Source organism: Mesorhizobium sp. M0243, assembly GCF_040321775.1.
Taxonomy (GTDB): Bacteria; Pseudomonadota; Alphaproteobacteria; order Rhizobiales; family Rhizobiaceae; genus Mesorhizobium.
In genome coordinates this window covers 1-26,535 of sequence record NZ_JAMYSF010000045.1, presented here as the reverse complement: position 1 = coordinate 26,535, position 26,535 = coordinate 1, and the positions used below count along the sequence as shown (strand labels likewise).

The following is a 26,535-nucleotide window of genomic DNA, read 5'->3' as shown; positions in this document are numbered from 1 at the left end:
GTTCCCAAATGGCATCGCGAACCTCCCGGCGCAAAGCACGCCAAACTGTTCGCGATGTCCTCGCACACCTGTTCGCGATGTCTCCGGTCCAAACACCCCCTTGCGGGGGAGATGGCCGGCAGGCCAGAGGGGTGTGTTCAAGTGCTGAGCGTGCCGGCATGAACTGCATCAGAGGAGCAACCCTTGCCAGCTGAAGCCGCATCGCCCGAGCCCATCCTGCTTGCCGTCGAGGGCATCACCAAGCATTTCGCCGGCGTCACCGCGCTGAGCGATGTCTCGCTCGACATCCGCCCCGGCGAAATCCTCGGCCTGCTGGGCGAAAACGGCGCCGGCAAGTCCACGCTCTTGAAAATCCTCTCGGGCGTCATGCCGCCGTCGGGCGGCCGCATCACTTTCGACGGTGCCGATTATCATCCATCCAGCCCGCAGGATGCCAAGCGGCTCGGCATCGTCACCATCTACCAGGAACTGAGCCTGATCCCGACGCTGACTGTGGCGGAAAACATCTTTATCGGCCGCGCGCCGATCGGTCCGCTCGGGCTGGTCAGTTGGAGGCGCATGGAGCAAGAGTCGCGCTCGATCATCGCCCGCGTCGGTCTCTCCATAGACCCGATGACGCCGGTGTCGGCGCTGTCGGTGGCCGAACAGCAACTGGTCGAGATCGCCCGCGCCCTGTCGCTGAAAAGCCGGCTGATCATCATGGACGAGCCGACCTCGGCGCTGACCGAGACCGAGGTGCAGCGGCTGCTGTCGATCATGGATCGGCTGCGCAAGGACAAGGTCGCCATCATGTTCGTCACCCACCGGCTGGAGGAAGCGTCCGCCATATGCGATCGCATGACGGTGCTGCGCGACGGGCGGCTGGCCGGGCATCTTAACCGCGAGGGCGGCCCGATCGCGCTGCCCAAAATCATCGAGAAGATGGTCGGCCGCGCGGCGTCCGAGCTCTACGCCCGGCCGGCGCAGCGCGCGGTTGCCGGCGATGTCGTGCTGTCGGTGCGCGGTCTGCGGACCGTGCGCGACCCCGAGGCGCCCCACGCCATCGTGCTCGACGGCGTCGACATCGACCTCAAGGCCGGTGAAATCCTCGGCGTTGCTGGGCTTGTGGGGTCCGGCCGCACGGAACTGGCGCGCGCCATCTTCGGCGCCGACCGCATCGCGGCCGGCACCATCACGCTCGACGGGAAGCCGATCGCCCCGGCATCACCCGCGGACGCCATTGCGCTCGGCATCGGCCTGCTACCGGAGGACCGCAAGCACCAGGCGATCTTTGCCGCGCTGGGCATCCTGCCGAATTTCTCCATCGCTTCGCTGGGCAGCTTCAGCAACGGTTTCGGCTTCATGGCCGAGCGGCGCGAGCGCGATGCGCTGTCCGGGTTTCGCAAGATGCTGTCGATCCGCATGGCTTCGGCTGAGCAGGCGATCGAAGGCCTGTCGGGCGGCAACCAGCAGAAGGTGATCCTGGCGCGCTGGCTGGCGCGCGATCCGAAAGTGCTGATCGTCGACGAGCCGACGCGCGGCGTCGATGTCGGCGCCAAGACAGAGGTGCACCAGATCCTGGTGCAGCTTGCGGCGCGCGGCATTGCGGTGATGATGATTTCGTCCGAGCTGCCCGAGGTGCTTGCGGTGTCGGACCGCATCGTCACCATGCGCCGGGGCCGCATCACCGGCCAGATGCCGGGCACCGAGGCAAACGAGGAAAGACTGATGGAACTGATGGCACTCGACCGCAAGGAGACACTATGAGCGTGGCGGGGGAACAGGATCAGCGCGGCGGCATCAACTTCGCGCGGCTTTTGATGAGCTTCGGGCCGCTGCTGTTCCTGGTGGCGCTGATCATCGTCTTCACCGTGCTGAAGCCGAGCTTCATGGACCCGATCAATTTGTTCAACATCACAAGGCAGATATCGATCACCGGGCTGATCGCGCTCGGCATGACCTTCGTCATCCTCACCGCCGGCATCGACCTGTCGGTCGGTTCGCTGCTCGCCTTCTGCGGCATGGTCGCCGCCGTGGTCGCCAAGGGCGGCACCGCCAACACGCTGTCGCTGTCGACGAGCGGCACGCAAGGGTTCGGCTGGTTCGCAGCGCTCTTGGCCGCCGTCGTTGTGGGCGCTGCTGCCGGCGGGGTGCAGGGGCTTGTCATCACCCGGCTGAAAGTGCCGCCCTTCGTCGTCACGCTGGGCGGGCTGACGGTGTTTCGCGGGCTGACGCTGACCATCTCAAACGGCGGCCCGATCTCGGGCTTCGACGCCTCGATGCGCTGGTTCGGAACCGGGCTGATCGGCCCCGTGCCGGTGCCGGCGCTGATCTTCGCGGCCGCCGCCATCCTGTGCCACATCGTGCTGCGCTACACGCGCTACGGGCGAGCTGTCTATGCCGTCGGCGGCAATGCCGAGGCGGCAAGGCTGTCGGGCCTGCGCGTCGACCGCATCCTGGTCTCGGTCTATGTCATCGTCGGCTTCTTTGCCGGGCTTGCCGCCTTCGTGCTGTCGGCGCGGCTGAACTCCTCCGAAGCAGTCGCCGGTATTGGTTACGAGCTGACGGTCATCTCGGCCGTCGTCATCGGCGGCACCTCGCTGTTCGGCGGCATCGGCTCTGTCGGCGGCACGGTGGTGGGCGCGGCGCTCATCGGCGTGCTGCAAAACGGGCTGCAGTTCAACAACGTCTCGTCCTACACGCAAAGCATCGTCATTGGGCTCATCCTGATCCTGGCGGTGGCGTTCGACCGGTGGCTGAAATCGCGGGTGAGAAGGTGAGGAGCAAAGGGGGAGGAGCGGTTGGCGCCCAGGCACCCCCCTCTGTCCTGCCGGACATCTCCCCCGCAAGGGGGGAGATTGGCAGCTTCGTCCTCGCCGCTTTCTCTTCAACGTTGAAAATTGGCGAAAGCAGTCATGACGTCCAATCTCCCCCCTTGCGGGGGAGATGTCCGGTAGGACAGAGGGGGGTGCCTCGCACCTGCGCTTGCTAGGGACCCCCATTCCTTGCAAAACAAGCATGCTTTGCTAGAAAGACTTGGGGCGGGTGGCATCGTGAGAGAACCTCATGTTGGCCGATATCATCAGACCGATCACCTTGAGTTTTTCGCTGCTGCGGCGGTTCTGGCCGCAACTCGTGGCACTCGTGCTGGCCGGCGTGCTGGTCGGCGATCTCCTCATGCAGCTCGCGGCGAAGGTGGCGCTGGCCAATCACTTCGCCGGGCTGGCGATGCTGACGCTGGTGGCGCTGGCGCAGCTGGTGGTGACGGTGGCGATGTTCCATGTGTTGCGCCCCGGCCTGCCGCATGTGCTGGCCGCGCAGCGCAGCGCGGACAAGGCCGCAACCACCGAGGCGCAAGCCGTCAAGGAGCCGGGTGCTGTGGACCGGCGCGGCTCGCGGCTGGTGCGGATGATCACCATCGCGCTGCTGCCGTTCTTCGCCTATTACGCGGCCTGGGGATTTCTGGGCGACATCGTTCGCCAATATTCGCGCGCCACGCTCGACCAGGCCGATTTCGGCCAGAGCGCCAATGTGCTCGACGTGCTCGATTCGCGCTGGCTGCTGGTCTCGGTGGCGGTGTCCTGGCTGATCCACCGGCTGGCCAAATTCATGCAGACGAAAACGAAAGCCGCCTCGTTCTGGCAGATCGTCGTGGTGATCTGCGAGACCAACTGGATCTTCGTTGGCCTCTATGTGATCAGCCGCTGGAAGGACTCGGCGCTGCAATGGCTGATGAGCCGCAATTTCTGGTCGGCCCTGCAGGCCTCAGTGGACGGGCTGGCGAACCCGGTGCCGATGGCCTCGGCCGCCCCCATGGTGCCGGTCGAGTCGATCGCGCCATCGACGGTTGCCGTCAACCTGTTCTTCTTCATGTTGCTGCCGCTGATCTGGCTGGTGATGGCGGCGCTGATCTATGGCTATGACGTGCGCGACGATGCCGCCCTGATGCGCGTGCACGGCCGGCTGGAGCGCGCCGGCCGGCGCTATGTCGGCCTGCCGAAATTCCTGCGTGATTTCGTCGAGCATTTCATCGCCGGTTACCGCTCGCGCTATCTGCCGATCGCCAACGGGGTTCGGCTGACAGTCAGCTCCAGTCTGGTGCTTTTGTGCACGCTGGTCGTCGGCTACCGCTTGCTCGACTGGGGCGCTGCCTGGCTATGGCTGGGCACGACGCGGCTGATCGGTCCGCACGAGCTCGACGTCTGGCAGATTTTTTCGCATGGCGTGACGCTGCTGTTCGGCAGCCCGTTCCAGGATTCCTCCACCGGCATCCTGATCGAGCCGCTGCGCATATGCTTTCTCGCCGCCGTGCTGGAGACAGCGTTTTCGATGGCGAAGCGGGCGGGGAAGTGAATTCTCTCCGTTTACGGGGAGAAGGACGCTCACTTCGGCGGCCTCTGAAAGCGCAGGAACCACGGCCGCTCGCTGCCCAATCCGACAGCCGGGCGGATGGTCTTGATGGCGTCCTCGGGCACGATGAAGGTTTCGCCCACGGTGATGATTTCGCCCTTCTTGGCGCCGGAGAAGATCGCCGAGGTGCAGTTCATCACGCCGTCCGGCAGGCCGACGCCGGAGATGAAGTCGGACAGCCAGCGGCGCCCGGCGGCGTCGGTCAGTATCACCTTGCAGCCCAGCCACTGTTTTTGCAGATCGGGGTCGCCAACCGTTACCGCAAAGGTGGCGATGACGGCGAAGGCGTGGTCGGGCAAGCGGCCGGCCTTGCCGCCGCGCAGATCGGCCAGCCGCCACTCGCTGCCGCCGAATGGCACGGACTGGCCGAACTCGACATCCCTGGCGATGAGGTCGTCGCCGTGCAGCCATTCACGGACGCTGTCATAGCTGGTCTCGGCCAGCGTCAGCGGCAGCAGGATAGCGAGCGCGGCAAGACCGCGCCGGCGCCATTTTTTCTCGGTCTCTCGGCCTTCGTCGGCGGCTGGTTCGAGATCGGTCGAAACTGCGGTCATGCCTTTGCCTTGGTCTTGCTCAGTGTTGAGAGTTTCGAGCGCAAACTGCGCTGCGGAATTGCTTTGGGTTCAAGCTGGGTTACTCTGAAACGATTGAGCTCCCTGCATCGGAGAACAAAATTTGCAGAGTCCCGAACCGTTTCAGATTTCCGCGACGGATTTCTGGCTCCTGAGCCACCGGACTGACTCTGCTCTGCCCGGGTACCTGGTGCTTGGTTCCAAGCTGCCGACCAACAACCTCTTGGAACTGCCGCAAGCGGCTCTGGCCGAATTGGGCCCATTGCTTGCGGAAGCTCAGAAGGCATTGACGTCGCGGCTGCGGCCTAACCGGCTCTACATCAGTCGCTACGGCCATTCTCCGGGTCATTCGTTCCATTTTCACCTGATACCTGTCTATGACTGGGTCGAACGGCTCTTCTGGTCCGACCATCGATATCGATCCCTTGAACAGTTCACTGATGCGTCAAGCGAACCGGGCACCGATGGCGCGGAACTCACGCTGTTTATTTGGAGGGAATTTTGTGAGCGGGCCGATCCACCCCCTGTCGAAGGTCCTTCTGTTGCGGAAGTGATTGCATTGCTGCGCCAGGTCATGGGCAGTTAGGCTTGCGCGCCCCTTCCTACAGTCGCGCATCAAGATCGTATTGCGGCAAGACATCCGCTGGCTGGCCATCGGCGCCGGTCGGCACCGCGTCGAGGCTGATGCGGGCCTGGGCGTCGAGCGGGCCGAACCGGCGCGCGGCGACCAGCAGGCTGGCGCCGGGGATCTGGTCGGGCGGCATCTCGAAGATGAACAGGCCGCGTCTTTCCAACCCCGGATCAATGGAATGCGGCGGCATGTCCTGGCGGTAGCCCAGCCGTTCGCTCTGGTGGTAGCGCAGGCCGGTCGGGCCTTGCCAGGTGCCGTCGGCGACCGTGGTGGAGGTGCTGGTGGCGGTGAGACTGGTCGTCACCACCGCCCACAGGCCGCTGGTCGTCAAAAGCTTCTCCTGGCCGAACTGGTCGCTCTTCAGCGTGCGGGCAAAGACCACTCTGTCGAGGCGGACAGCGAAGCTGCGCGCCCGCACCGTGTCGTGGACGGCGCCGTCGACCGGGATCGGTGCGGTGAGCTCGGCATAATGCGGCTTCGACACCTGCATGCCGTAGCTCAGCGCCACGGTGGTGGCGAGGATCAGGAGATTGCCGATGGCCCGGATATTCATGAGCCGCCTTTCCGTGAGTCTGCCACGGGCAGGTCGACGACGGGCAAGGTGACGGTGCCGAGCCGAGTGGGATTGAACCAGCCGGGCGTCCCGTAAAGGTTGTCGCGCGGCTTGAAGATCTCGGCGATGATGCCGAAGCTGAGATTTGCCGGCACGATGGCGTCGCCGGCAAGCGGCCAGACATAGGCCATGCGTTCGGTCATGCCGGGATGCAGTTCCGGCGTCAGAGTCGAATCACGGGTCAGCGCGATCATCGGCAGGCCGTCGAGCAGAGCGAGTCCGTCCGGCGTGAAGACATTGAAATAGGCCTTGTCGGATTGCGCCGTGCGATTGGTCAGGTCGACCTCCAGCACCAGCGCCTTCTGGCCTGGTTTCAGCGGCACGCCATAGACCTTGGCGCGGCTGACATATGCACGCACCGGCTTGAGATGCCAACGCCCGGCATCGATGCCGGCATCGGGCGGCAATTGCGGCGGGGCGTGGGGGGGCAGGGCGCCGAACGCGCCCATCAGGCCGGCGACGAACAGGGCGGCGATGGTTCCCGCGCCGGCCGTTATCCAGGTTTGAAATTTTAAGCGGGCAGTCTTGAACATTCCAAACTATGCACGTCGACGATCAGCCACCCCTGCGCAGTCTAGAAAGAAAAAATTGCTGATGGAACCCGCAAATGGCTGGTCCAGCCTCACGCTGCTTCGCGCGCCCATAGAAGATGGCCATGGCGACGAAAATACCGCGCCACCAGCCGCTGTTGCTTGGCCCTGATCAGGTCGGGCAGGCGCCGCTCCTGGCGCCAGCGCGGTATGTTGCGCCAGCAGGCTATGAAGCGGACGGCGTCCTCGATGGCCTCCTCCGCCGAGAGGGCCGGGCCAATCGCGGCCAGGAACAGCGCCTCCGACGGTTTCAACGCGTCGATCACCGCCTTGCGCCTGACGTGATCCTGACGGGCGTGGGCGATGCCGTTGCGGCGGATGGCTTCGAAGGCTTCAAGCAGGGCCAGGCTGTCGCCGGCGTAACCGCAGGAACGGGCAAAATCGGCGGCAAGGGCGTCCATTATCGCTCCCGGGTTTGATGCAATGGGCGGGTTCGTGCTCCGACTCACATTTGCATATCCAGCGTGAAAGCATAACTCAAATTACCTTAGAAGAAAAACTTCTGGGAAAGTTTGAAAACTGCGACTCGACTCCGGGCGCAAAACACAGGAATATGCGAACAAATCAGGAACAAAGACGAGGCAGGGGCGATGGCATTGCCGGGCAGGGAACCAACAATGGCGCATGTCGCCTCGATCTCGGTCGAGTGCGCGGATTGCGGCCGCAACCGTTGGTGGCGGCCCGATCAGTTGAAGCGGTTCGGCGTGACGAGGAACACGCCGCTTGCCGCTCTGTCGGGCCGCATCGTCTGCTCGGCCTGCCGTGCCGACGGACTGCCGGGGGCGACCGTTACGATCCAGGCGGCCTTCATCGACGAGCGCCAGCGCGTGCGTAGCGAAGCGCAGATGCTGAGCGATCGCGAGGTGCCGCTGGAGGGAGCGCGGCGGGCTTGAGTCTTGTCGAAAGGGTGAACGGCCGGTTCGCGTAAGCGAATTGATCGTGCCAGTGGCACGATCAAAGGCCAGCGAACGCCGGGGCGCTGCGAAGCAGCGGGGACCCGGCAGGTGGATCCTGCGCTACCCGGCCCTTCGCAAGCTCAGGGCGTTCAAGGCTCGAAAAGCCAAGCAATTGGCTTTTCGTCCGCTGTGCGGACCGCCTTTCACCCCCGCAAGGGGAGAAGGCAAGAAGCGCTCCTCAATACCCCAGCAATTCCTTCAGCGAAATCACGCGCCAGACATGTTTGATGGCGTAGCGGTTGAAGGTCAGCGTCTTCGGCGGATTGTATTGCTCGACCACCAACTCGCCCGCCGTGCGTTTGACCAGCTTCTTGATGAAGGCCTTGCCGATGTGCCCGTTTTCTTCCGGAAACATCTCGATCACCACATGGTCGCCGGGTACGGCATCGCGGCCGCCGCAATAGATCATGTCGCCCGGTTCGTAGCGCGGCACCATGGAATCGGAAAGCACGTGCAGCGCGAACACCTTGGGGAGGTTGCGGATGCCCGGCGGGCGCTGGACGTAGCCGGCGGGTTCGCCGTTCAAGGTGAAGTCACCGTCATCGCCACCGACGGCGGCGCCCAGCACCTGGATATCCATCGGCCCGGCGGGCAGGGGGGTGGCATCGGTGACGATCTCGGCATCGGCCACCGGGCCGGAATCGTCGAGGAAGACGACCTCGCCCTTGCCGAGCGCCACCGGGTCGACGCGCAGGAAGGCGGCGGTCTTCAGGAGGTTCTCGGTCTTGGGCAGATTGCGGCCGGTTTCCCAATTGCCGACGGCGGCGACATCGGTGTCGTTGTGCTCCGCAATATGGCGCATGACCAGGCCGCGCTGCTTGCGCGCCTTGCGGATCGCCGCCCCGACCTTGATCGACAGTTCCGTTTTTGCCATGGCGCCCATGTGAGCGATGAAAGCGGCTCTCGTCTATGAAAGAATGGCTTGCATATTCTTTCGAGTTATGCTTATATCTGGTCATGCAAAACCTGTCCAGCTTTGATGGCGCCGAGTCGCCGGCCTCACGCGAGGCGCATCCGGCGGTCATAACCGCCGCCCATTCCCTTCCGCCCCGGCCGTCCTCCTCCCCGGCCGGGGTGAAGCCCGAGGCTCAGTGCTTGACTGCACCAGCCTCGGGTCCGGTCCGCCTGTTTCCGGCGACCGGAACGGCCGGAGCCGCCGCTCCCAGCGGCTCCGGTCCCCAATTCGGCCGGCATGGCGCCGGCGCTGTTTTTCCGGCTGGCCGATCCTGCATCCGCACCGAGGACGGCACCGTCATCCTGTTGGACAGGCTAACGGGCAGGGCGGTTTCCGCCCTGGACAGAAACACGGCCGAGGCGCGGCTTTTGCACCTTGCCGGCGGGAAATCGGCCCAATCCGGCTGAGGCTGGCCGGCTGACAGCCGGCTCTTGAAAAACAACCTGACTGCGGCCCGGCCACCGGGTCGAACCTTGACGCTGCCCGACGGCGCGCGGCCGAACTTTGGATGGAGCTGGTATATGGCAAGCTATAGCGACGCGGAATTGCACGAGATCGGCCGCTGGCTGAAGGACGGGCTTTCAGCCTCCAGGATTGCAGTCGCGTTCACCGCGCTGCGTGGCAGTCCGGTGTCGCGCGACGCCATCATCGGCATCGTGCATCGTAACGCCATGCTGGGCGCGATCGGCTTTGCCAATGGCAAGGGGCCGCCGCCGCGAGCCAGACAGGCCGGGGGCAAGCGCGCTGGAAGCAAGCGGGCCGATGGCATGTCGGCGAATGCGACGCGTGCCGTCGGCAAGATGCATGGCGTGCTTGCCGCCAAGGATATCCATGCGCATGAAGTGGCCCGGCCCAGGCGCGCCCATTCGTTCGTGCGCGAGGCGGGCGTGCTGATCGCCGACGGCGTAGCCTATCGCCTGGAGGTGCCGGCGCCGCCGCGCGCGGCCATCGGCCGGCAGCCGCATGGCGTGGCGATGCGCTTCGTCGATTGCCTGTTTTCACGCTGCCGCGCGCCGCTGGATCTGACGGTGGAGGAGGATTCTGAAAACGATGCGCCAGGCAGCCGGCCGGGCGCCGATATGCTGTGCTGCGGCATGCGCACCACGGCGCTGAAAAGCTATTGCACCTATCATCAGGCGCGCTTCCAGCGCCGCGTATTTGTGGCGGGATGAGCCCGCTCCCCCGTTGCTGCGCCAGCCTCCTCATCCGGCCCTTCGGGCCACCTTCTCCCCGCTGGGAGAAGAGGAGGGCACCGACGGTGCAAGTCTCCTCTCCCCTCGGGGTCCGAAGGACGGGCGAGACACGTGGCTCGCCCCGGAATGGTCAGCCGAACGAAGCGGAGGCTGGGTGAGGGGGCTGCCTCGCCGCACAGAGGTGGAGGATCTGAGATGAATCAAGCCCGGAGCAAAATCGCCAGAATCTTACTTCGGCATCTGCCGGCCCTGCTTGGGCGTGCGGCTCTGCATGCTCCTTGCGTCCATCGCCATCGCCGGGTTGCCTTCGGCGATCAATATGCCGGTCACCCGGGCAAAGCCGGTAAACACCTTCATGGCGTCGGCTTCGGAAATCTGCGCGGCGATCGCCGCGCTGCAGGCGTTAAGCGCGCTGCGGTAGACATGGCCGCGTCGCTCCAGCGGCCAGCGCTGCAGAAAATCGGCGGCTTCGCTGACGCTGTCGATCTCTTCGACCTCATCCTCCACCCGCACTTTGAGCGGCACTCCGGTTTTCATCGTACCCACCGCGTTCACCTTCGCTTTGCGCGCGGCTCTGTCTACCGCATCCTTAAACGCGCCCCGCTGGCGGGCGGTTGCATCAATTTTTCGGCTGGCTGGCGATCCTCATGGACTAGCCACCGCGTTCAGCCAGTCATGGGCGCGGCTTTTGGGCCTGGCCACCAGTATGTTCTGTTGCTTGGCCGCCCTGGTGAAGGCGTCGAATGCGATGCGCTGGCAGCAGGTGCCGTCGACGGCGAGCGTAACCAGCCGCGTCGCCTCGAGATAACCAGGTGCTGTCTTGTCGGGCCATTGGTGGCGCAGTGCCTCGGCTGCGCCGGCCACCGAACTGACCAGCATGGTTTTGTTGTCGCAAAAGCGCACGGTAACCGGCATGAAGGCTGTCATCGGCGAACCTCCCCTTGGCGTGGACGCGACATAACGTCGAAAGCTCGCGCCGGTTCCATCAGCCTGGATGCCGGGCGGCAAGGATGCTGGCGCAGCGGCGAAGAGGCGACGACCTCCGGTTCAACGGACGACCTCCGGTTCAACGAAGGCCAACCGAACGGCGGCCCTCTCCGCCCTGCCGACCATGTGGGGAGATGCCCAACAGCGCGAAGGATCGCCGCTTTGCCGTCCTCCATCATCCCAAGCCAACCAGGAGCCTTCCATGAGCAAAAAGACCATACCCGCAAAACCGCAGGCGCCGAAATTGCCGAAGGGCGAGGCCGAGCAGGTGCGCATACGCCGCCAGATCGGCCATGATTTCGCGCTCAGGGATGACGCCTTCGGCCGCAAGCGGCTGGCGGCGGGCACGCTGGAGGCTGCTCGTGTCTACGAGGTGTCGAATGACGGCCACGCCGCCGCCGGCGGCATCGTGCGGGTGCGCGCCATCGATGCGCTTATCGGCATCACCTCGCTGTCGCGCCAGCAGCGCGAGGCAGGCCTGCGCTACCGCGAGGATTTCCGCTGCAGCCAGCAGGCTGATGTCAAGCCGATGCGCTGGACCGAGCGCGTCGACGGCGGCCGCGAGGGCGGCGGCATCGCCGACAGCGTTCTCGACGCCGGCAGGGCCTATGCCGCCGCCACAAGAGCGCTAGGCCATTGGGAGGTGGCCGCCGTGGTGCGACAAGTCTGCTGCGCTGACGGTTCCCTCAAGCGCCTGTCCGAGCAGACCGGCGAGGGCCGGAATGTGGTGACAAAGCTGCTGAAGGTGGGGCTGGATCTGCTGGCGGTGCATTACGGGATGATGATGAGGAGGTGAGGTGGTGAGGTGGTGAGGTGGTGAGATGGTGCAACGGATGGCTCGCACGATGCGTAAAACATCGCTAGCCTAGGCGTTTGCATTCCCAGGAATAGAATCGTGAAAGCCGTTTTCGATGTGAAGCCGGGTTCTGGCTACGACGATGACATCACCCGCCGCTATCAATTCCCCGCTCGCAGCAATTATCTGGACGCTGCCCGGAACGCCATTGGCGACTGGGTGCTGTTTCGCGAACCGCAGCGCAATGGCGGCCGTCGTGCGTATATCGCCTATGCGCGTGTAACAGATGTCTTGCCGGATCCTGACCGATCCGACCGTTACTATGCCCATGTGACGGACTATCTCGAATTTCCTACACCGGTGCCTTTCGTTAAGGATGGCCGCTACGCGGAGGCGCTGTTGCGCGAGGTTCTCGACCCCAGCCACGTCGGCCAAGCCGTGCAGGGCAAGTCGATGCGCCCGATCCTGAGTGAGGATTTCGACAACATCGTGCTGGCTGGTTTGAATGAGACACTTGACCCTGCCAACGCCAGAAGGCTCAGCCCCGACATGCTGCCGCTGGATGTTCCATGGCCGATCCAGCCTGGTTTTGCCGGACAGCCCGGTTTTGCCGAGACGGTCGATCGTCGGGTCGAACAGATCTTGCTGAACCGCAAAATCCGCGACGCCACCTTCCGGTTGGAAGTCTGCCGTGCTTATGAGGATAAATGCGCAGTCACCGGCTTGCGCATTATCAATGGTGGCGGCAGGGCCGAGGTTCAGGCCGCTCATATCAAACCTGTCGCGGTCGGCGGGCCGGATGTTGTCCGGAACGGCATCGCGCTATCGGCCACCGTGCATTGGCTGTTCGATCGGCATCTGATTTCGATAGACGAAAACCATCGACTGCTGGTCGCGCACAACCGGGTGCCGAGCGAATTGAGAAATCTCTTCCGTCCGGAATCCCAGGGTTTGCATTGGCCCAAGGATGCGCGGTTGATGCCACATCCGGCGTTTCTGGCTCATCATCGCGAGCTGTTCGCGGGGGCGCATTGATTTGCCGCGCCGCGCCGCCCCTCATCCGCCTGCCGGCACCTTCTCCTCGTATAGACGGGGAGAAGGGAACCTCTAAAACAAGGCCCTCTCCAATGGCCCCGCCAGTGTCTCGGCAAAGCCCGTCGCCAAATGGTGCCTGTCACGAAACGCCAGCTTGCCTGATATGACGACGTGGCAGGTGGTCGGGCCGCAGAATTGGTTGGTGAGGTCGATGTAGCGGGTGTCGGGTACGCTGGTCACCACGGCGCGCTCGGCGGCGGCGGTGCTGTCGTTGGCGGCGTCCGCCCTTGGCGTATCGCAGTGCGGCGAGGGGGCTTCGCGCCACCACAGGGTGCGCGCCACGCAGGAGCCGGCGAAGCTGGCGTTAATCGGCGTGTCGCGGATAACAGCCGTCTCGACACCGGCCCGGCTGAAGGCCTGCAAGGTCGAGCGCAGGCCGGCCTGCCAGCGCGCTACTTCGGCGGTGCGTTCGGCGGCGGGCAGGTCGCGGGTCAGATTGCCGATGGAGAATTCGGAGATCACCACCAGGCGCGGCTTGCGGCGGATGATCTCTGATATGGCCTGCTCGCGCCAGGCGTCGCATTCGGTGTAGTCGCGCTTCAGCACGGTGTTGAAGGTGGAGAGCCGCGAGGCGCGGCACGATGATTTAAGATAGGTGATGACCTTTGTGTCGTTGCGCTTGGCCGCCTCGATCAGCGGCGTCGACCACTGGTCGGCGTGCGAATCGCCGAACAGCACGATGGTGCGGGTGGCATCGGCCGGGCCGAACATGCAGGGTTTCGGCGTCACCGTTTGGAAGTCGGCCAGGCAGTTCTTGTCGACGGCCCGCGCGATGGAAGGTCTTTCGACCGCCTGCTCGATGCCGCGCTGCTCGGGGCCGATGTTGCGCGTGGCCAGATGCGCATTGGCATAGGCGACCGCCACGCCGGCACAGGTCAGGGCGAGCGCCGGAGCGAGCGCGCGAGCGCCCACCGTCAGCCAGGCGCCGCGCCGCGCCGGGTTCTCGATGAGGTGATAGGTGAGCACCGACAGCGCTAGCGCCAGCACGCCGCAGCCAAGGCGCTGCGGCACGGTAAGATCGGGCGCCAGCATCCCGGCGTAGACGATGACCGGCCAGTGCCAGAGATAGAGCGAATAGGAGAGCGTACCGATCCATTGCAAAGGCGGCAGCGACAAAGCGGCGGTCGGTCCAAGGGCGTGCCAGCCGGTCCGTCCGTTGGTCTGCTCCCCGCCGACGCCGCTCAGCAGCACCAGCACGGTGCCGGCAACCGGCAGCAGCGCGTACCAGCCGGGGAAGGGCAGGTCTTCGCTGAGGCAGAGATAGGCGGCCGCGATCAGCGCCAGGCCGAGCCAGCCAAGTGCGGCCCGCAGCCAGATGCGGTGCTGCAGCAAGGCCATGGGGACCAGCGTCGCCAGGCCGCCGGCGGCGAACTCCCAGGCGCGCAGCGGCGAGAAATAGAAGGCCCAGGCCGGAGCGGCGCTGGTCAGCCACAGGCAGGCGGCGAAGGAGGCAAGGCCGGCAACGCCTATCACGGCTGCGGCCGTTCGCCGGCCCGGCCGCAGCCAAGCGGCCAGCAGAAGCAGCGCCGGCCAGGCCAGATAGAACTGCTCCTCCACCGACAACGACCAGAAGTGGATGAAGGGATTGCTGGTGGCGTCGGCGGCGAAATAGTCGAACGACCAGCGCAGCAGCCACAGATTGATGGCATAGGCGGAGGCGAACATGGCGCCGCGCGAATAGAGCGCCTGCTCCTGCGGCGCCAGGATGAAGTAGCCGGCGGCCAGCGTAACCAGGATGACGAACAAAGCTGCCGGCAGAAGCCGCCGCGCGCGCCTGGCATAGAAGCGCCAAAGGTCGAGCCGGCCGGTCTCGCCGATCTCCTGCATGAGGTGGGTTGTTATCAGCCAGCCCGAGATGACGAAGAAGATGTCGACGCCGGCAAAGCCGCCGGGGAGCGCGGTGAGGCCGAAATGGTAGGCGACGACACCGCCGACAGCGAGCGCGCGCAATCCTTGTATGTCCGACCGGAACGATGCTGCCACGACGGCTCCTTCGTGCAAGGCCCAGCCCCTGCGCAACGTCGGCCGGGCAGGCTGATATCGCAATGCAACAAATTTATCGCAGTGCAACATAAAACAATTTTGTCGCAGTGCAACATAGCAGGAATGGAAATGGGCCGGCGCGCCGGCCGGGCTTGATCGTTGCGTGGCGGGCTTGGCCGCGCGCCCTGCGGCAGACGCAAAACAGCCCCGCGAAGGGGCTGTTTCTCATCGGTTCGCTGGATTGCTACTTGCTGCCGCCGTTCGCTTTCACGCTGCTGCAGAATTCCGGATGGCTGTTGGCCGCAGTGGCGTCCTTCGCCTCGTCCTCGCAGGCCTTCATCATCGCGGTCTGGTCGTCCGGCGTAAGGGCCTTCCAGGCCTTCACGAAGTCGTCGTTGCTGACCATCGTCTTCATGCCGCTATCGGTGTAGAAGGGCTGCATCTTGGCCGGATCGTCGAGAGCCGACGTGCCGGTGTCGCCTGCCGCAAGCGCGGAGCCGGCAACCATCGAGAGCGTCATCGCGCCGAAACAGATCATCTTGATGTTCATGGTGTACTCCTCCTGTTGCTTGGGATCGTCGAAGCAACGATCAGTTGGAAAACGACAGGTTTGGGTGAAAGTTCCGGCATTTTTTGCGCAAAAATCCCGAAACGAAGAAAAATATAGTCGAAAAACTTGAAACTTTCCCCGATTTTTCCCGTAGAAAGCGAGTTTAGCGGGTCTCGCGTGCAAGACTGACCACCAGCCGATCGACGCTGGGGTCGTCGAGACTGACGATATGGGCCATCAGCATCGCTCGCCTCATGCTGATCCTGGTGACGTCCTGCCGCATGATGACCGACACAAAGGCCGGCCCCGATCCGGTGAGGACGATCGCCCTGCCGACCAGAACTGGTTCGGAGATGGGCGCCCACTGTACGGTCATGATCGAGGGCTCGCTTGTCTGGCGGCGGTTGATGCCTGTGAAATAGATCCAGTTCAGGCGCGAGATCGCCACGCCGTAATGGTTGCCGGGCATTCTCGAACCCCCCTGGCCATCGCCCGGAGCCCAGCGCGTTACCCGCCTGAAGGTGACGAGATCGGCCTCACGCCGCACGAAGGTGACCGAGCGCATCAAAAAATCGGGTCGGCCGGGGATCGAAAAATAGGTGAAATAGGTGCCTCCGGCGATGGCGGGCGACGGCGGCCGCACCATGTTCTCGTACAGTGCCTCGCGCAACGTTGCATTGCTGTCGCCCTTGGCTGCCGCGGCGGCCGGCTCACGATACAACTCATCCTCGTCGATCTTGAAATAGTCGCAGATCAGCCTGGCGGTGGCTTTGTTGGGAACCGCCTTGCCTTGCAGATAGCGCTCGAACTGGGTGCGGTTGATGCCAAGCTCACGGCACACCGCGCTGACGGAAGCGTGGCGTTGGACCAGCCGCCTGAGATTGGCGGCGAGATTCTCGCGGATTGGCACGACATCTCCCCGACAGACGTACGGACCAGTATTAAAGCGATAGCTTATATACACTTGCATGACGTAGCGAGGGTGCGAAGATGGACCTTTGTCCAATAGGGCGAGGATCCCGTGGCGCGTAGACTGTACGATTTTGACAGTCCGGCTATGCAAGCCCCGCAAATGGGCGTATTTCGGTGGCAAGAGCGACCTCAGATCGGCCTCTCGACATCCTGCAATGGAGGGCGGTTTGGATCATACCGGCCTGGTCGAGCTTCTGGACTACACACAAGCGCAATTGACGAAGATCCGCCAGGCGGTCGCGGCAAGCGAGCACGCCGGTGCCATGTTCACCATCGACTGCCTTGTCGGAGCGGCGGCCGAGCAGACGAAGTGCAAGCTTGCAAGTCTGGAGCATGCCGGCTTGCCGGTCGGCAGGGATGGGCCGATTGGCCGAGGCGCATTTGAAGGCGGTGCGGCGCTGCCCGGCAAAGCGACATCGGGCAAGCCGGATGCCGGCGGCGACCGCTCCTGATCAGGGCGCGCCGATCTCGCCGATCAGCCTTGCATATTCGGCCTCGGCTTCGCCGTAACTGCCATTGGCAAGTTCCAGCAGCCCGGCGCGGTCACGAATGACGATCTCGCCCCGACGCGAGCGGATCAGCGCGCGGCCTTCGAGCAATTGAAGGGCAACGGTGACGCCCGGCCGCCTGACACCAAGCATGATGGCCAGGAATTCGTGCGTGATGGCGAGATGTTCGCCCGGCACGCGGTCGTCGCACATGAGCAGCCATCGCGCCAGCCGCTCCTCGAGCTTCAGCCGCGCGTTGACGAGCGCGGTGCAGCCGGCCTGGGTTTGTAGCACGTTGATGAAGCGCAGCAGGAACATGCGCATGGTCGCACTTGCCGCCAATGCTGCCTTGAATGCGCCGGCTTCGATGCGGATCGCCTCGCCTTCCAGTTGTACATAACAGGCATGCGGCGCACGGTCGTCGCCCATCACCAGGGAGTATCCCGTCATGCCTTCGAAGCCGATGAAGCCCACTTCGGCCTCTTGGCCGCTCGCCGTGCTGGCGACCACCGAACCGATGCCCTGTTCGATGAAGTAGACGGCCTCGATCGGAATATTCGGGGTCACAAGCATCATGCGTAGCGGCAAGTCGCAGCGCTGCATGTGCGGCTCGAGCAACGCCAGATCATCCGCAGGCATGCGTCGCAGCAGTTGGTTTCGGTATTGATGATTTTTGTTGGGATCAGACATGGCGTGGCCCAATGCAGGGCAAGAGCCATCCAATCTCCCAGCCGTCCGTGCCCGTAAAAACGTGCGGACGATCGCCTATGTATAGGGGCGCAGAACGAATAAAGCTATGAATGCGATGTGAAATTCGAAGCACGGCGCCCCCCAACGCCCGTTCGCATATGAAAAGATCGGCCTGAATGTTAGTGTCGGAAACGTACCAAGCGCCACTTGGTACAAAACCGACATATATCTTGAGAGCGTCGGATCACGGTGAGGGCCGATAAAATCCGCCGGCTAATGACAAAGCGCCATGTCGCGCTGGGCCTGAGAACCGTTCGAAAAAAGAAGGGCAGACCGGCGGGAGAATTGTACGATACTTACTGTGATGAGGCCGATGTTGACTCTTGCTCAGTCCGATTTCATTTTTTGATCCACAGCGTCAAAGGAAGTGGTCGCTGCTCCGAAAGGGGCTTCTTATGTCGAGCCTTCATAAGCGCAATCCCGGTTTCCATCCTTCCGATCTGCAGCTGTGCCAGCGCGTCTTCGATCGGGTCTGCCTGGAGCGCAAACTTGACCGCATGTCAGGGCAGTCGGACGTACAGCGGCTGGCAGCCACGGTGTTTTCGCTGTTTCAGAATGGCTGCCGCAATGAAGGCGAGTTGCTCGAAAGTTTCAGGCGGACCCGCCAATGACCAAGGCCAGGATCACGTCCGCGACACCGGCAGCCAAAAACGAACCTTACGACGCTGCGATCTTCGCCCGGAAATACGGCATGTCGCGGAAGGCCGCGGAGGTCGTGCTGTCCGCGAACGGACCGTCCAGAACGGCTTGTGACGCTGCCGCGCGCTCTTTTATGGAAGCGGTTGCCCGCAGAGCGAAGAGCAGCCATGAACACTGAAGTTGCGAGCGACTGCCGTTTCGCCGCCGACCCGCGGGCGCGTCCAATGCTGCCTTTATTGGACGCCGCGAGGCGTCAGCCTGTCGGCCCTATCACTCCTGAAGTGGCTTGCTGCGCCGTCACGGCGGAGAGTTTCTGCCGTTTGAGCAGCATCGGTTTTTCATAGATCTTCTTCATGTTCATGGCTTCCTCCGCAAAGTTCGATTGCGGCAGCGTCATCGCCGGCCGCGCTCTTGTCAAGCCGACTTTGTCGAGGGTCGGTCGAGGGGACGAAAATCCATGCCTCAATTCCTGTCGGCCGGCTTGGAACGCATGCGCGAAACCGTTTCGCGCTCGGCGCGCTTGGAGCGCAGCGGCGGCAGGCCGCGGTCGATCAGGTCCATGTCCTCCAGCACCATATCTCCCATGCGCTTGAAGGCGATGTCGAGCGCGCCGGCACGGTGAGCCGAGCGCAGAAAGCCGGGCAGGGCGCGCACCGGATGGTCCCGCGCCAGCGGTTCTTCGGGGAAAACGTCGCTGGCGGCGACGATGTGGCCGCTCTTCACCGCCGCCATCAGCGCCGGGAAGTCCACCACGCCGGCGCGGCTGAGCAGGATGAAGGCAGCGCCCTTGCGCATGCCGGCAAAGGCCTCGGCACCGAGAAAACCCTGGTTCTCGCTGGTCACCGAGGCAACGACGAAGATGAAGTCGCTGGTCGACAGCACCTCGTCGAGAGAGGCCGGCTCGACGCCATTGTCGATGAGGATGGATGGCGGCAGCCAGGGATCGAAGACTTTGGTGCGGGTGCGGAAACCCGACAGCAGCCGGTTGAGCGCCCGGCCGAGATCGCCGAAACCGATGATGCCGACATCGGCGCCGGACAAGAGCCGCGCCGTCTGGTTGCCGTCGCCGCCCCACAGTTCCTGTCCCTGGCGGAAAGCGAGATCGGCATCGACGATGTCGCGGGCGAGGTTGAGCGCCATGGCAAGGCCAAGCTCCGCGACCGGCTCGGCGAACACCAGGCCGGTGGTGACGACATGGATGCCGCGCGCGAACAATGTCTCGTAGGGCATGTTGTTGATGAGGTTGGTCTCGACATTGAAGACGCAGCGCAGCGCCTTCATCCGGTCGAGCGTTTCGGGCGATATGGGCGGCTGGCCGATGATGTACCGCGCCTCCGCCAGCACGTCGGCCGGCAGTTTCGCGACGCCGTCAGCGGTCGTCTCGACAATGCGATATTGCGCCTTGAGCCGCCCCAGCTGCCGGGCTGTGAAGATCAGGTCGAGCGTGCGTGGTTCCGGCGCACTGATAACCAGCGGCAAGGTGCTGTTGGACATGACTATTCCCTCTGTTCCCGATGGCCAAAATACCCTGGATGAAACGATTTACAACATCGCGCGGGGAGGCGAGACGGGGCGCTGTTGCAAGCGCGTTCAGCACAGCCCTTGGGCAGGACCAAGCGGGGCCAGACGGAACACTAGCCGTCTCTAAAAGTTGATGCTTGCGGCATGTGGTGCCCTCCATCGCCTGCCGAAGATCGGGGCCTCAGATCGGCCCGCGCCTTTCCGCCGAGAGAGCGCGGGCTTACGCCATGCTGGGCGCCCGCCGCTGTCCCAGATGCCGGACCTTGCGGCCGATGATCATCAGCTGGCGCGCGGTGTTGTTGCGCAGGCGCCTTGCGCGCCATTCCAGTCCGGTGCCGGCGGTGATCGACTTGGCATAGTAACTCACCCGCATGCCATCCTCATCGGCAGCCACCTTGACCGGGTCGTCATAGAAAGCGTTGATCTTGTCAGCCGCCATGCCTGGTGTTTCGAGCCATCGTGGAATGTGAACCGAATGGAGCTGATCGACGTCGGTCATCACCCGGCCGATGCCGACGCCCGGTGCTGGACACGTCGTGCAGAAGGCATCGCCGATGAAGATGACCCCGTCGCGGCGATGGCCTTGCGTGGTGCTCAGACTGATCTGTCTGACCTCGACAGGACTTGCGACTTCGAAGTTGCCACATCGCGCTGCTATTTCGGGCATCAGCTCGCAGAGCATCTTTTGCGGCTCCTGGCGAAACGCCCGCGTCCACGCTTCGGCCACATTGCGATAGAGGAACATGTTCGCCCGCATCTTGTCGCCGAGGGGAAAGATGCTGATGTAGGCGATACGGTCGGCAGCCCGCCTGCTGTAGCAGGTGACGGACTGATGACCGAAATTACGCGGCGAGATGGCGAGGTCGAATCCCATCGACAGTGAATGCGCCTTCGATTGCTCGATACGCTCGACGCCGACAGCGCGCCGCACCGCCTCGCCGTGGCCGGTTGCCACCACCAGCAGGCGGGCATCGATGATGGTGCCGTCGGCCAGCACAAGCCGCTGCCGGTCCGGTCCAGTCGAGACTTCGGTTACCTTGCCGACCGTCAGCGGCACTTGCGCGGGCAAGGCGTCGCGCAGGCCATTGATCAGCGCGCCATAGGAGAATGTGAATTCAGCCTTCTTCTCATGCGCGAAGAACTGGCCGAGGCGAAACACATGCGTGTCGGTCGTCGAGGTGACGAGACGCTTGAGTGTCGCATCGAGGCCGAGCTTTTCGAACAGCAGCATCTGATCCATGCCGATCTTCTCGGCCCGGAACTCCTCGTGGTGGACGCGGTGCGGATCGATCAGCGCCACCTTGCGCCCGGCTTTTCCCAACAGCATGGCTAAGGTGGTCCCAGCCATTCCGGCGCCGACGATCGCCACATCGACTTCGGCCGGGCCAGCCTCTGAGATACTCATTCTGCTGCTCTTTCTGGTTGCAACTGCACGTTTCACAATCTCCGGTAGAAAATATCTTCCGGACCTAAATCAACCGCAAGCAACCGGTGCGCGTGCCTGGTAGTAACCAATGGTTAGGTTAATCGCGGACCCGCTGCTTCCAGCGCGGTGCGATCGCCGAGCCATCGATGAACTCAAAGCCGCCAGCCTCGTTGAGCGTGTGAAGTTTACGCCCACTCCATAGCGCACCTGAATGCAAGATGGTTTCAACGACCTGCTCCATGCCGATCAAATCAAGGTGAGAAATACGTGCGATGCCAAGCGCCGCGCCATAGCTCCTGCGGCAGTCCTGCACCGGGCGCAGCAGGTCGTTGCCGCGCCTGACGATGCGGCCGGCCGGGCGCGCCGAGGCGATGTCGATCAGCACGGGATTTTTGGGATGCGGCGTCCAGGGGCCGCGAAAGTCCGGCGCCGACCACAGATGCAGCGCGTCGGAGAAGGCGCCGCCGCCGTCGCGGACGGTGGCGAACAGCCACCAGGCGCCGCCATGCTCGACAAGCGTGGCGTCGCTGGCCACGACACCGGACAGAAGCGTCGCCTCCTTGACCCATCCGCCGGGAAAGGCGGTGGCCCGGTAGAGATCGACGGTGCCGTTGGCGCAGCTTTCCGGCACCATCCAGACCTCGCCGTCGCGCTCGAAGACGAAGGGGTAGGAGAGATGGTAGGGCAGATCCAGCACCGGTTCAGGTCGTCCGAGCGGGCCTGCCGGGCCGAAGGGCACGGCGGAGATGATGGCCTTGCCGAGCCGGTGAATATAGTCCTCGACGAACAGGGTCAGCTGGCCCTGGTAGAGGATGGGAAACGGATCGGCGTAGAAGCGGCTGCCATCGTCCGGCAGCTCTTGCCATCCCGACGCCGGATGCGCACGCAGGTCGAACAGATCGGAACCCCCGGTTTGCCGCCAGCCGACCTTCCAATGCGGCGCGTTGTAGCAAAGGTGATAGATCTTCTGGACGATCCGCCGCGCCAGCGCCTTGCCGGCTCTGACCCCAAGCTTGCCGGCCGAGGGCATTGGCGGCGGGCTGCCTGCCTGCGCCGGCTCTGGCAGATCGGGCACCGACTTTGCCGCGCCTGACATGGCAGCGACGATCAGGCTTGCTGTGCGCGCCAGCATATCCTGGAAGGACGCCAGCGCGATGCCGCCATATTCTGTGCCCAGACGCCCGGCGGCGATCGCAACGCCGTTCTCATCGATGCGGGCAAGCGGCGTGCGGCCGGCGAGGATCAGGGCCAGCAAGGCCGCTTCCCCGCTGGCGCCGTCATAGGTGACGCGCCAGACCCGTGTGCTTTCCAGCCTGACATCGCCGCAGAGATCGACGACCAGGTCAGGCGAAGCGGGGGACCGCCGATAGGGCGCGAGCGCCGAAAGCGGCACACGCTTGGCTAGTCCATCATGGGCCAGTCCATCATGGGCCAGTCCGTGTATCGCCGTTTCGAGTTGAAACAGGGCCGCGGCGCTGCGCGGAATGCCGCCGCCCGCCGGCCTGACATCGACGGACAGTTCGACGTCGCCGAGCGCGGCAAGGCGCTCCAGCAGCGTGAGATGAAAGGCGCGGACGCAGTCGCCGTCCAGGCGTAGACTTATCTCCATGGTGGAGGTCCGAAAAGGCGGTGTCCGGCCTTGCCGGCCAGGCCGATCCGGTCAAATTTTAGCCCCATCCGCATCCGTCTCCGCTCGCTGCGTAGCCAACACCTCGATATGTATATTTTTAAGCAAACCGCGTGCCAAAATTCACGTCACCTCTCAACATAATTAACAATGTTTTAACAGTTGGAGGAATAGCTAGGTTAGCGCCGCAAACTGATCTTGCCGGCATATGGAGTATTGTCGGAGGCAGCCATGCAATCATCCCTGCCCATGGTTCCTCAGCAACACTCTCCGGATGCGGCCCGCGCGGGATCATACGCAGCTTCGACTGTCGAACTGGGTGATCTGAAGCGCATCCTGGTGCGCCGCCGGTTCTGGATCTTCGGCACTGTCGCGCTGCTGACGCTGGTCGCCCTTCTCTACGGTCTTTTTACGCCCGCGCTCTACAGCTCGGCGGCGGAAATCCTCATCGATCCGCAGGACCTGCAGGTGGTCACCAACGACGTCAATCCCAGCCGTATCTCACCCGATGGCGGCATCACGCAGGTCGAGAGCCAGGTCAGCGTGGTCCAGTCGACAGGCGTGCTGATGCGGGCGATCGCGGCGACAAACCTGACGCAGGATCCGGAATTCAACGGGCAGGGCTTGCTGTCGCGCCTGCTCGGTTCGGCATCGGCCGAAGGCGACAGGTCGGTGCAGACACTCGACGCGCTGCGCCGGCGCCTGGCGGTGAAGCGGGCCGACAAGGTCCTGGTCCTCGACGTCATCGTCACCGCCAAGAGCGCCGACAAGGCCGCCCTCCTGGCCAACGCCATCGCGCAGGCCTACCTGGTCGATCAGGCGAGCGCGCGCGCGAAAATGGCCAGGGACGCCTCCGAGTCGATCACCGACCGGCTGGACGAACAGCGCAAACGCGTCCAGCAGGCCGAGAATGCCGTCGAGGCCTACAAGTCCGCCAACAACATGGTGATGGCCGCAGGCAATCTGGTCAGCGACCAGGAACTGACCGAGATCAACACGCAGCTTGCGGCGGCGCAGAGCCGCACCGCGGCGCTGAAGGCGCAGGTCGACCAGATGCGCCGCCAGAGCGGCACGGCGGACGCAACCTCGGAGGCGATGCGCTCGGCGGTGATCTCGAGCCTGCGGGCGCAAGAGGCGACGCTGGTCGACCAGGTCTCGCAGCTCGGCACGGAGCTGGGGCCGCGTCATCCTTCGCTGATCGCAGCCCAGCAGCAGTTGCGCGACACGCGCCAGCTGATCGCGCGTGAGCTCGGCCGCATCGCCACCGCCACCGAGACGGACTACGAACGGGCGCTGGCCAACCAGCAGGCGCTGGAAGCCAAGGTCGCCGGCATGAAGAGCAAGTCGCTCGACACCGACCAGGCCTCGGTGCGGCTGCGCGAATTGCAGCGCGATCTCGAGGCGCTGCGTTCCGTCTACTCGAACTATCTCCAGCGCGCCCAGGAGACGCGCGAGCAGATCAATGTCGACAGCACCAATGCGCGCATCATCTCCAATGCCATGCCCGCCTTGAAGAAGAGTTGGCCGCCTTTGCCGCTGCTGTTGCTGGGCGCGATATTCGGCGGGCTCGGGCTCGGCACCGGTCTGGCGTTGATCGCCGAATATTCCTCGCCGACGGTGCTTTCCAGCGCGCAGATGCAGTCGGCGATCGACGCGCCGGTGCTGGGCGTGGTGCCGGCAAAGTCGGGCACTGGCCGGCGCTGGTGGCCTTTCGGCGGGGCGCGCGCCGTCGCCTCCAGCCAGAAGACCGACGCCGTCGTCGGCCTTGCACTGAGGCGCATGTTCAGTTCGGGCCAGCGTCCGGCGGACTGGCCGCTGGTGCCTTCCATCCTGGTGACATCGTCGCCGGGCGAGGGCGCGCAGCGCAGCCGGGTGGCGCGGCTGCTGGCCGATGCCGCGGCGTCCAGGGGCAGCCGTGTGCTGTTCATCGATGCCAATGCCGGCGGCGGCGACCAGAAGGATCGGCAGCCGGGAATCCTCGATGTGCTGCGCGGCGAGTATGCCTTCGAGGCCGTCAGCCATTACGCCGCCGGCAGCAATGTTGCCGTGCTGGGCAGGGGCCGCTCAAAGGCGGTCTTCCAGGAAGCGCATGGCATCTATTTTGCGCAGCAGATGCTGGCGCGGGCCAGCCGGAGCTTCGAGCTTGTCGTCATCGACGGCGGCGCGCTGGCCGACAATCTCAATGCCTCGCCGCTGGTCGCCATGGCCGACGAGATCGTACTCGTCGCCACGCTGAACGCCACCCCGATGCGCGACGTCACGACGACCGCGCAGGCGGTTTCCGTGATGGGGCGGTTGCCAACGGCCGCCTTGCTGGTCGACGAGGCCGCCTGATATGGCGGCCAGTTGGAGCGCAAGCGCTTCGAACCATGGTGTTGCCGCACCCCGCGCCGGCACGTCGCTCGATGCGCTGACGCGCTTCGGACTGATCGCGGCGGTAGCGGTGCTGTTCAGCATCTCGGGCGGCATGCTGTGGCTGGTCGGCTACAATTATGATGGCCTGTTCGGCAACCCGGCGACCAAGATCCACCCGTCCACCTATCTCATCGTGCTGCTGCTTGCCTGGCGCTCCTGCACCTTCGGCAATCCGGTCGGCTATCTAGTGCATGTCGCCGATAGGCGTCCGGCCAGCGCGCTGATGGCCGCCATATCGATCGTGCTTCTGTTCGTCGTCATCGCAAGGCAGCGGCCCGGCATGGCCGGCATGATCGATACGTTCGTGGCCGCGGCACTTCTGGTCCTGATGCTCAGCGAGGACGACGAACGGACCTTCGCCGGGCTGCAGACCGTCGTTCACGTGGTCATGACGGCGAATGCGCTGCTTGCCCTTTTCGAGTTCGCCACCAAGACGCTTATCTTCCCCTATCGCCTGGACGGCGTGGCGTTTACCACCGATCTGCGCTCGAGCGCGCTGCAGGGGCATCCGCTTGCCAATGCCATGGTGACGTCGATCTATGTGCTTGCGCTGCTCTCCGGTGCCAGATCCCTGTCGATGCCTGTGCGGATAGGGTTGATCGGCCTGCAATGCGCGGCACTCGTCGCCTTCGGCGGCCGCACGGCGATGGTGACGACGGTGGTGCTAGGCGGCTGCTACCTGCTTTTTCAGGGCACCACCAAATTGCGCCAGGGCCGCGTCAATCTCTTGGGTGCGGCACTCGGCTTCATGCTTGCCGCACTGCTGCCGGTCGTCATCATAGTGGCGGCATATCTGGGCTTTTTCGACGCGCTGCTGGAGCGCTTCGTGTCGGACAGCGGAAGCGCCAATGCCCGCGTCGAGATGTTCGAGCTTTTCAAGCACCTGGAATTGCGCGATCTGATCGTGGGGCCGGATGTCGAGCTGATCGACAGCCTGCGCCGCATCAACGGTCTCGAACAGGGCATCGAGAACCCGATCATCCGCACGGTCCTCTATCAGGGCGCCTTCTTCACCCTTTTGCTGACGTTCGGCTTCGTGCTGTTCCTGTTCGAGGTGGCGCGCCGCTGCCATGCCGGCATCTGGCTGCCGATGCTGGGCTGGGTCATCCTGATCAACACTTCGGAAAGCGTCGCGTCGAAGACGACGCTGCTGACCAAGTTCGTGGTGCTGGCATTGGTGCTTTACCGGCCGGCGCGGGTGGTGGTGAGACAAAGGGCGCAGCCGGCGCAAACCTGGACATGACGAACGAAAACCTCCGCGATTAGCTTTGGGCTCGCCGCGCTTCGTCATCCTAGAGCGATTCCTATTTTGAGAGAATCGTAGGATTCCCAAAGCCGGATGTTTGTGATTCAAGATGCTGGCTGGATTGGAGGCCAGCATCTGATG

29 protein-coding genes are annotated in these 26,535 nt (G+C 64.0%); 14 read left to right on the top strand and 15 right to left on the bottom strand.

The genetic code is table 11. The features are described from left to right. The first annotated feature begins 183 nt into the window (after nt 1–183). The 3 genes from NKJ11_RS32180 (at nt 184) to NKJ11_RS32170 (ending at nt 4,332) form a co-directional block, all read left to right on the top strand. Nucleotides 184–1,746: a sugar ABC transporter ATP-binding protein gene (locus tag NKJ11_RS32180; protein WP_352795073.1), complete on the top strand. Its 1,563-nt coding sequence runs from the start codon at nt 184–186 to the stop codon at nt 1,744–1,746. After that, nucleotides 1,743–2,759 carry an ABC transporter permease gene (locus tag NKJ11_RS32175; RefSeq protein WP_352795072.1) on the top strand — a complete coding sequence of 339 codons (1,017 nt, stop codon included), beginning with the start codon at nt 1,743–1,745 and terminating at the stop codon, nt 2,757–2,759. Before NKJ11_RS32180 ends, NKJ11_RS32175 begins: the two co-directional genes overlap by 4 nt. A gap of 286 nt (nt 2,760–3,045) precedes the next feature. Next, a complete protein-coding gene (locus tag NKJ11_RS32170) occupies nt 3,046–4,332 on the top strand; it encodes a hypothetical protein (protein WP_352795071.1) in 1,287 nt (428 codons plus the stop codon). A gap of 29 nt (nt 4,333–4,361) precedes the next feature. On the opposite strand, the gene NKJ11_RS32165 is transcribed toward NKJ11_RS32170, so the two are convergent. Beyond that, entirely contained in the window at nt 4,362–4,943 is a 582-nt protein-coding gene (locus NKJ11_RS32165) for a hypothetical protein (protein ID WP_023813283.1), read from the bottom strand. A 121-nt stretch (nt 4,944–5,064) separates the two neighbouring features. On the opposite strand from NKJ11_RS32165, the gene NKJ11_RS32160 reads away from it, so the two are divergent. Continuing rightward, a complete protein-coding gene (locus tag NKJ11_RS32160; RefSeq protein ID WP_128305542.1) occupies nt 5,065–5,547 on the top strand; it encodes an HIT family protein in 483 nt (160 codons plus the stop codon). A 16-nt stretch (nt 5,548–5,563) separates the two neighbouring features. Here the strand turns inward: NKJ11_RS32160 and NKJ11_RS32155 are convergent, their stop codons facing one another. The 3 genes from NKJ11_RS32155 to NKJ11_RS32145 all read right to left on the bottom strand — a co-directional run bounded on the left by NKJ11_RS32155 (nt 5,564) and on the right by NKJ11_RS32145 (nt 7,196). Continuing rightward, the gene (locus NKJ11_RS32155) at nt 5,564–6,145 is read right to left on the bottom strand and encodes a hypothetical protein (protein WP_023813285.1); all 582 of its coding nucleotides are present in this window, start codon (nt 6,143–6,145) and stop codon (nt 5,564–5,566) included. Further along, nucleotides 6,142–6,738: a hypothetical protein gene (locus tag NKJ11_RS32150; protein ID WP_128305544.1), complete on the bottom strand. Its 597-nt coding sequence runs from the start codon at nt 6,736–6,738 to the stop codon at nt 6,142–6,144. Before NKJ11_RS32150 ends, NKJ11_RS32155 begins: the two co-directional genes overlap by 4 nt. An 89-nt stretch (nt 6,739–6,827) precedes the next feature. After that, a complete protein-coding gene (locus NKJ11_RS32145) occupies nt 6,828–7,196 on the bottom strand; it encodes a hypothetical protein (RefSeq protein WP_023813287.1) in 369 nt (122 codons plus the stop codon). A 189-nt stretch (nt 7,197–7,385) separates the two neighbouring features. Between NKJ11_RS32145 and NKJ11_RS32140 the strand changes: the two genes are divergently transcribed. Continuing rightward, nucleotides 7,386–7,688, top strand: coding sequence for a hypothetical protein (locus NKJ11_RS32140; protein WP_031213614.1), 303 nt, complete (start codon nt 7,386–7,388; stop codon nt 7,686–7,688). Nucleotides 7,689–7,929: 241 nt separating this feature from the next. Here NKJ11_RS32140 and NKJ11_RS32135 read toward each other — a convergent pair whose 3' ends face one another. Then, nucleotides 7,930–8,634 carry an XRE family transcriptional regulator gene (locus NKJ11_RS32135; protein ID WP_352795070.1) on the bottom strand — a complete coding sequence of 235 codons (705 nt, stop codon included), beginning with the start codon at nt 8,632–8,634 and terminating at the stop codon, nt 7,930–7,932. 212 nt (nt 8,635–8,846) lie between these two features. Here NKJ11_RS32135 and NKJ11_RS32130 point away from each other — a divergent pair, with 212 nt between their 5' ends. Beyond that, a complete protein-coding gene (locus NKJ11_RS32130; protein WP_352795069.1) occupies nt 8,847–9,113 on the top strand; it encodes a hypothetical protein in 267 nt (88 codons plus the stop codon). 114 nt (nt 9,114–9,227) lie between these two features. Next, nucleotides 9,228–9,878: a GcrA cell cycle regulator gene (locus NKJ11_RS32125; RefSeq protein WP_352795068.1), complete on the top strand. Its 651-nt coding sequence runs from the start codon at nt 9,228–9,230 to the stop codon at nt 9,876–9,878. A gap of 249 nt (nt 9,879–10,127) precedes the next feature. Here the strand turns inward: NKJ11_RS32125 and NKJ11_RS32120 are convergent, their stop codons facing one another. Next, a complete protein-coding gene (locus tag NKJ11_RS32120) occupies nt 10,128–10,436 on the bottom strand; it encodes a DUF982 domain-containing protein (RefSeq protein WP_023813292.1) in 309 nt (102 codons plus the stop codon). A gap of 108 nt (nt 10,437–10,544) precedes the next feature. Continuing rightward, nucleotides 10,545–10,826: a DUF982 domain-containing protein gene (locus tag NKJ11_RS32115; RefSeq protein WP_352551403.1), complete on the bottom strand. Its 282-nt coding sequence runs from the start codon at nt 10,824–10,826 to the stop codon at nt 10,545–10,547. A 262-nt stretch (nt 10,827–11,088) separates the two neighbouring features. Here NKJ11_RS32115 and NKJ11_RS32110 point away from each other — a divergent pair, with 262 nt between their 5' ends. Beyond that, nucleotides 11,089–11,682 carry a DUF6456 domain-containing protein gene (locus NKJ11_RS32110; RefSeq protein WP_352795067.1) on the top strand — a complete coding sequence of 198 codons (594 nt, stop codon included), beginning with the start codon at nt 11,089–11,091 and terminating at the stop codon, nt 11,680–11,682. Between the two features lie 99 nt (nt 11,683–11,781). Further along, nucleotides 11,782–12,717, top strand: a complete 936-nt coding sequence (locus NKJ11_RS32105; RefSeq protein WP_023813295.1) for an HNH endonuclease — start codon at nt 11,782–11,784, stop codon at nt 12,715–12,717. Nucleotides 12,718–12,789: 72 nt separating this feature from the next. Here NKJ11_RS32105 and NKJ11_RS32100 read toward each other — a convergent pair whose 3' ends face one another. The 3 genes from NKJ11_RS32100 to NKJ11_RS32090 all read right to left on the bottom strand — a co-directional run bounded on the left by NKJ11_RS32100 (nt 12,790) and on the right by NKJ11_RS32090 (nt 16,220). After that, nucleotides 12,790–14,760, bottom strand: coding sequence for an acyltransferase family protein (locus tag NKJ11_RS32100; protein ID WP_128305545.1), 1,971 nt, complete (start codon nt 14,758–14,760; stop codon nt 12,790–12,792). A 244-nt stretch (nt 14,761–15,004) separates the two neighbouring features. Further along, entirely contained in the window at nt 15,005–15,310 is a 306-nt protein-coding gene (locus NKJ11_RS32095; protein WP_023813297.1) for a hypothetical protein, read from the bottom strand. A 163-nt stretch (nt 15,311–15,473) separates the two neighbouring features. Next, the gene (locus tag NKJ11_RS32090; RefSeq protein WP_023813298.1) at nt 15,474–16,220 is read right to left on the bottom strand and encodes a helix-turn-helix domain-containing protein; all 747 of its coding nucleotides are present in this window, start codon (nt 16,218–16,220) and stop codon (nt 15,474–15,476) included. 229 nt (nt 16,221–16,449) lie between these two features. Between NKJ11_RS32090 and NKJ11_RS32085 the strand changes: the two genes are divergently transcribed. Further along, nucleotides 16,450–16,734, top strand: a complete 285-nt coding sequence (locus NKJ11_RS32085) for a hypothetical protein (RefSeq protein ID WP_128305546.1) — start codon at nt 16,450–16,452, stop codon at nt 16,732–16,734. On the opposite strand, the gene NKJ11_RS32080 is transcribed toward NKJ11_RS32085, so the two are convergent. After that, entirely contained in the window at nt 16,735–17,460 is a 726-nt protein-coding gene (locus tag NKJ11_RS32080) for a Crp/Fnr family transcriptional regulator (protein ID WP_352795066.1), read from the bottom strand. It abuts the gene before it with no gap. 455 nt (nt 17,461–17,915) lie between these two features. Here NKJ11_RS32080 and NKJ11_RS32075 point away from each other — a divergent pair, with 455 nt between their 5' ends. Together NKJ11_RS32075 and NKJ11_RS32070 are read left to right on the top strand one after the other, a co-directional pair. After that, a complete protein-coding gene (locus NKJ11_RS32075) occupies nt 17,916–18,131 on the top strand; it encodes a hypothetical protein (protein WP_128305548.1) in 216 nt (71 codons plus the stop codon). Continuing rightward, complete coding sequence (locus tag NKJ11_RS32070) at nt 18,128–18,337, top strand: hypothetical protein (RefSeq protein WP_023813302.1); 210 nt, start codon at nt 18,128–18,130, stop codon at nt 18,335–18,337. Before NKJ11_RS32075 ends, NKJ11_RS32070 begins: the two co-directional genes overlap by 4 nt. Nucleotides 18,338–18,412: 75 nt before the next feature. On the opposite strand, the gene NKJ11_RS32065 is transcribed toward NKJ11_RS32070, so the two are convergent. The 4 genes from NKJ11_RS32065 to NKJ11_RS32050 all read right to left on the bottom strand — a co-directional run bounded on the left by NKJ11_RS32065 (nt 18,413) and on the right by NKJ11_RS32050 (nt 22,715). Then, on the bottom strand, nt 18,413–18,520 hold the full coding sequence (locus tag NKJ11_RS32065; protein ID WP_352585103.1) for a putative RiPP precursor: 108 nt from the start codon (nt 18,518–18,520) through the stop codon (nt 18,413–18,415). A gap of 101 nt (nt 18,521–18,621) precedes the next feature. Next, entirely contained in the window at nt 18,622–19,653 is a 1,032-nt protein-coding gene (locus NKJ11_RS32060; protein ID WP_352795065.1) for a hydroxyacid dehydrogenase, read from the bottom strand. Nucleotides 19,654–19,900: 247 nt separating this feature from the next. Next, nucleotides 19,901–21,085 (bottom strand): FAD-dependent oxidoreductase, encoded by a 1,185-nt coding sequence (locus NKJ11_RS32055; protein WP_352795064.1) that lies wholly within the window; start codon nt 21,083–21,085, stop codon nt 19,901–19,903. Nucleotides 21,086–21,203: 118 nt separating this feature from the next. Further along, a complete protein-coding gene (locus NKJ11_RS32050) occupies nt 21,204–22,715 on the bottom strand; it encodes a glucosamine inositolphosphorylceramide transferase family protein (RefSeq protein ID WP_352795063.1) in 1,512 nt (503 codons plus the stop codon). A 249-nt stretch (nt 22,716–22,964) separates the two neighbouring features. On the opposite strand from NKJ11_RS32050, the gene NKJ11_RS32045 reads away from it, so the two are divergent. Then, nucleotides 22,965–25,067, top strand: coding sequence for a GumC family protein (locus tag NKJ11_RS32045; RefSeq protein ID WP_352795062.1), 2,103 nt, complete (start codon nt 22,965–22,967; stop codon nt 25,065–25,067). Between the two features lies 1 nt (nt 25,068). Then, nucleotides 25,069–26,391: a VpsF family polysaccharide biosynthesis protein gene (locus NKJ11_RS32040; protein WP_352677598.1), complete on the top strand. Its 1,323-nt coding sequence runs from the start codon at nt 25,069–25,071 to the stop codon at nt 26,389–26,391. Nucleotides 26,392–26,535: the final 144 nt, after the last annotated feature.

What these genes read in the sequence shown, in the direction of transcription:
- NKJ11_RS32175 (WP_352795072.1), top strand. Translation starts at nt 1,743, where the DNA reads ATGAGCGTGGCGGGGGAACAGGATCAGCGCGGCGGCATCAACTTCGCG.
- NKJ11_RS32170 (WP_352795071.1), top strand. Translation starts at nt 3,046, where the DNA reads ATGTTGGCCGATATCATCAGACCGATCACCTTGAGTTTTTCGCTGCTG.
- NKJ11_RS32165 (WP_023813283.1), bottom strand. Translation starts at nt 4,943, where the DNA reads ATGACCGCAGTTTCGACCGATCTCGAACCAGCCGCCGACGAAGGCCGA.
- NKJ11_RS32155 (WP_023813285.1), bottom strand. Translation starts at nt 6,145, where the DNA reads ATGAATATCCGGGCCATCGGCAATCTCCTGATCCTCGCCACCACCGTG.
- NKJ11_RS32150 (WP_128305544.1), bottom strand. Translation starts at nt 6,738, where the DNA reads ATGTTCAAGACTGCCCGCTTAAAATTTCAAACCTGGATAACGGCCGGC.
- NKJ11_RS32145 (WP_023813287.1), bottom strand. Translation starts at nt 7,196, where the DNA reads ATGGACGCCCTTGCCGCCGATTTTGCCCGTTCCTGCGGTTACGCCGGC.
- NKJ11_RS32140 (WP_031213614.1), top strand. Translation starts at nt 7,386, where the DNA reads ATGGCATTGCCGGGCAGGGAACCAACAATGGCGCATGTCGCCTCGATC.
- NKJ11_RS32135 (WP_352795070.1), bottom strand. Translation starts at nt 8,634, where the DNA reads ATGGGCGCCATGGCAAAAACGGAACTGTCGATCAAGGTCGGGGCGGCG.
- NKJ11_RS32125 (WP_352795068.1), top strand. Translation starts at nt 9,228, where the DNA reads ATGGCAAGCTATAGCGACGCGGAATTGCACGAGATCGGCCGCTGGCTG.
- NKJ11_RS32120 (WP_023813292.1), bottom strand. Translation starts at nt 10,436, where the DNA reads ATGAAAACCGGAGTGCCGCTCAAAGTGCGGGTGGAGGATGAGGTCGAA.
- NKJ11_RS32115 (WP_352551403.1), bottom strand. Translation starts at nt 10,826, where the DNA reads ATGACAGCCTTCATGCCGGTTACCGTGCGCTTTTGCGACAACAAAACC.
- NKJ11_RS32110 (WP_352795067.1), top strand. Translation starts at nt 11,089, where the DNA reads ATGAGCAAAAAGACCATACCCGCAAAACCGCAGGCGCCGAAATTGCCG.
- NKJ11_RS32095 (WP_023813297.1), bottom strand. Translation starts at nt 15,310, where the DNA reads ATGAACATCAAGATGATCTGTTTCGGCGCGATGACGCTCTCGATGGTT.
- NKJ11_RS32080 (WP_352795066.1), bottom strand. Translation starts at nt 17,460, where the DNA reads ATGTCTGATCCCAACAAAAATCATCAATACCGAAACCAACTGCTGCGA.
- NKJ11_RS32075 (WP_128305548.1), top strand. Translation starts at nt 17,916, where the DNA reads ATGTCGAGCCTTCATAAGCGCAATCCCGGTTTCCATCCTTCCGATCTG.
- NKJ11_RS32070 (WP_023813302.1), top strand. Translation starts at nt 18,128, where the DNA reads ATGACCAAGGCCAGGATCACGTCCGCGACACCGGCAGCCAAAAACGAA.
- NKJ11_RS32065 (WP_352585103.1), bottom strand. Translation starts at nt 18,520, where the DNA reads ATGAACATGAAGAAGATCTATGAAAAACCGATGCTGCTCAAACGGCAG.
- NKJ11_RS32060 (WP_352795065.1), bottom strand. Translation starts at nt 19,653, where the DNA reads ATGTCCAACAGCACCTTGCCGCTGGTTATCAGTGCGCCGGAACCACGC.
- NKJ11_RS32055 (WP_352795064.1), bottom strand. Translation starts at nt 21,085, where the DNA reads ATGAGTATCTCAGAGGCTGGCCCGGCCGAAGTCGATGTGGCGATCGTC.
- NKJ11_RS32050 (WP_352795063.1), bottom strand. Translation starts at nt 22,715, where the DNA reads ATGGAGATAAGTCTACGCCTGGACGGCGACTGCGTCCGCGCCTTTCAT.
- NKJ11_RS32045 (WP_352795062.1), top strand. Translation starts at nt 22,965, where the DNA reads ATGCAATCATCCCTGCCCATGGTTCCTCAGCAACACTCTCCGGATGCG.
- NKJ11_RS32040 (WP_352677598.1), top strand. Translation starts at nt 25,069, where the DNA reads ATGGCGGCCAGTTGGAGCGCAAGCGCTTCGAACCATGGTGTTGCCGCA.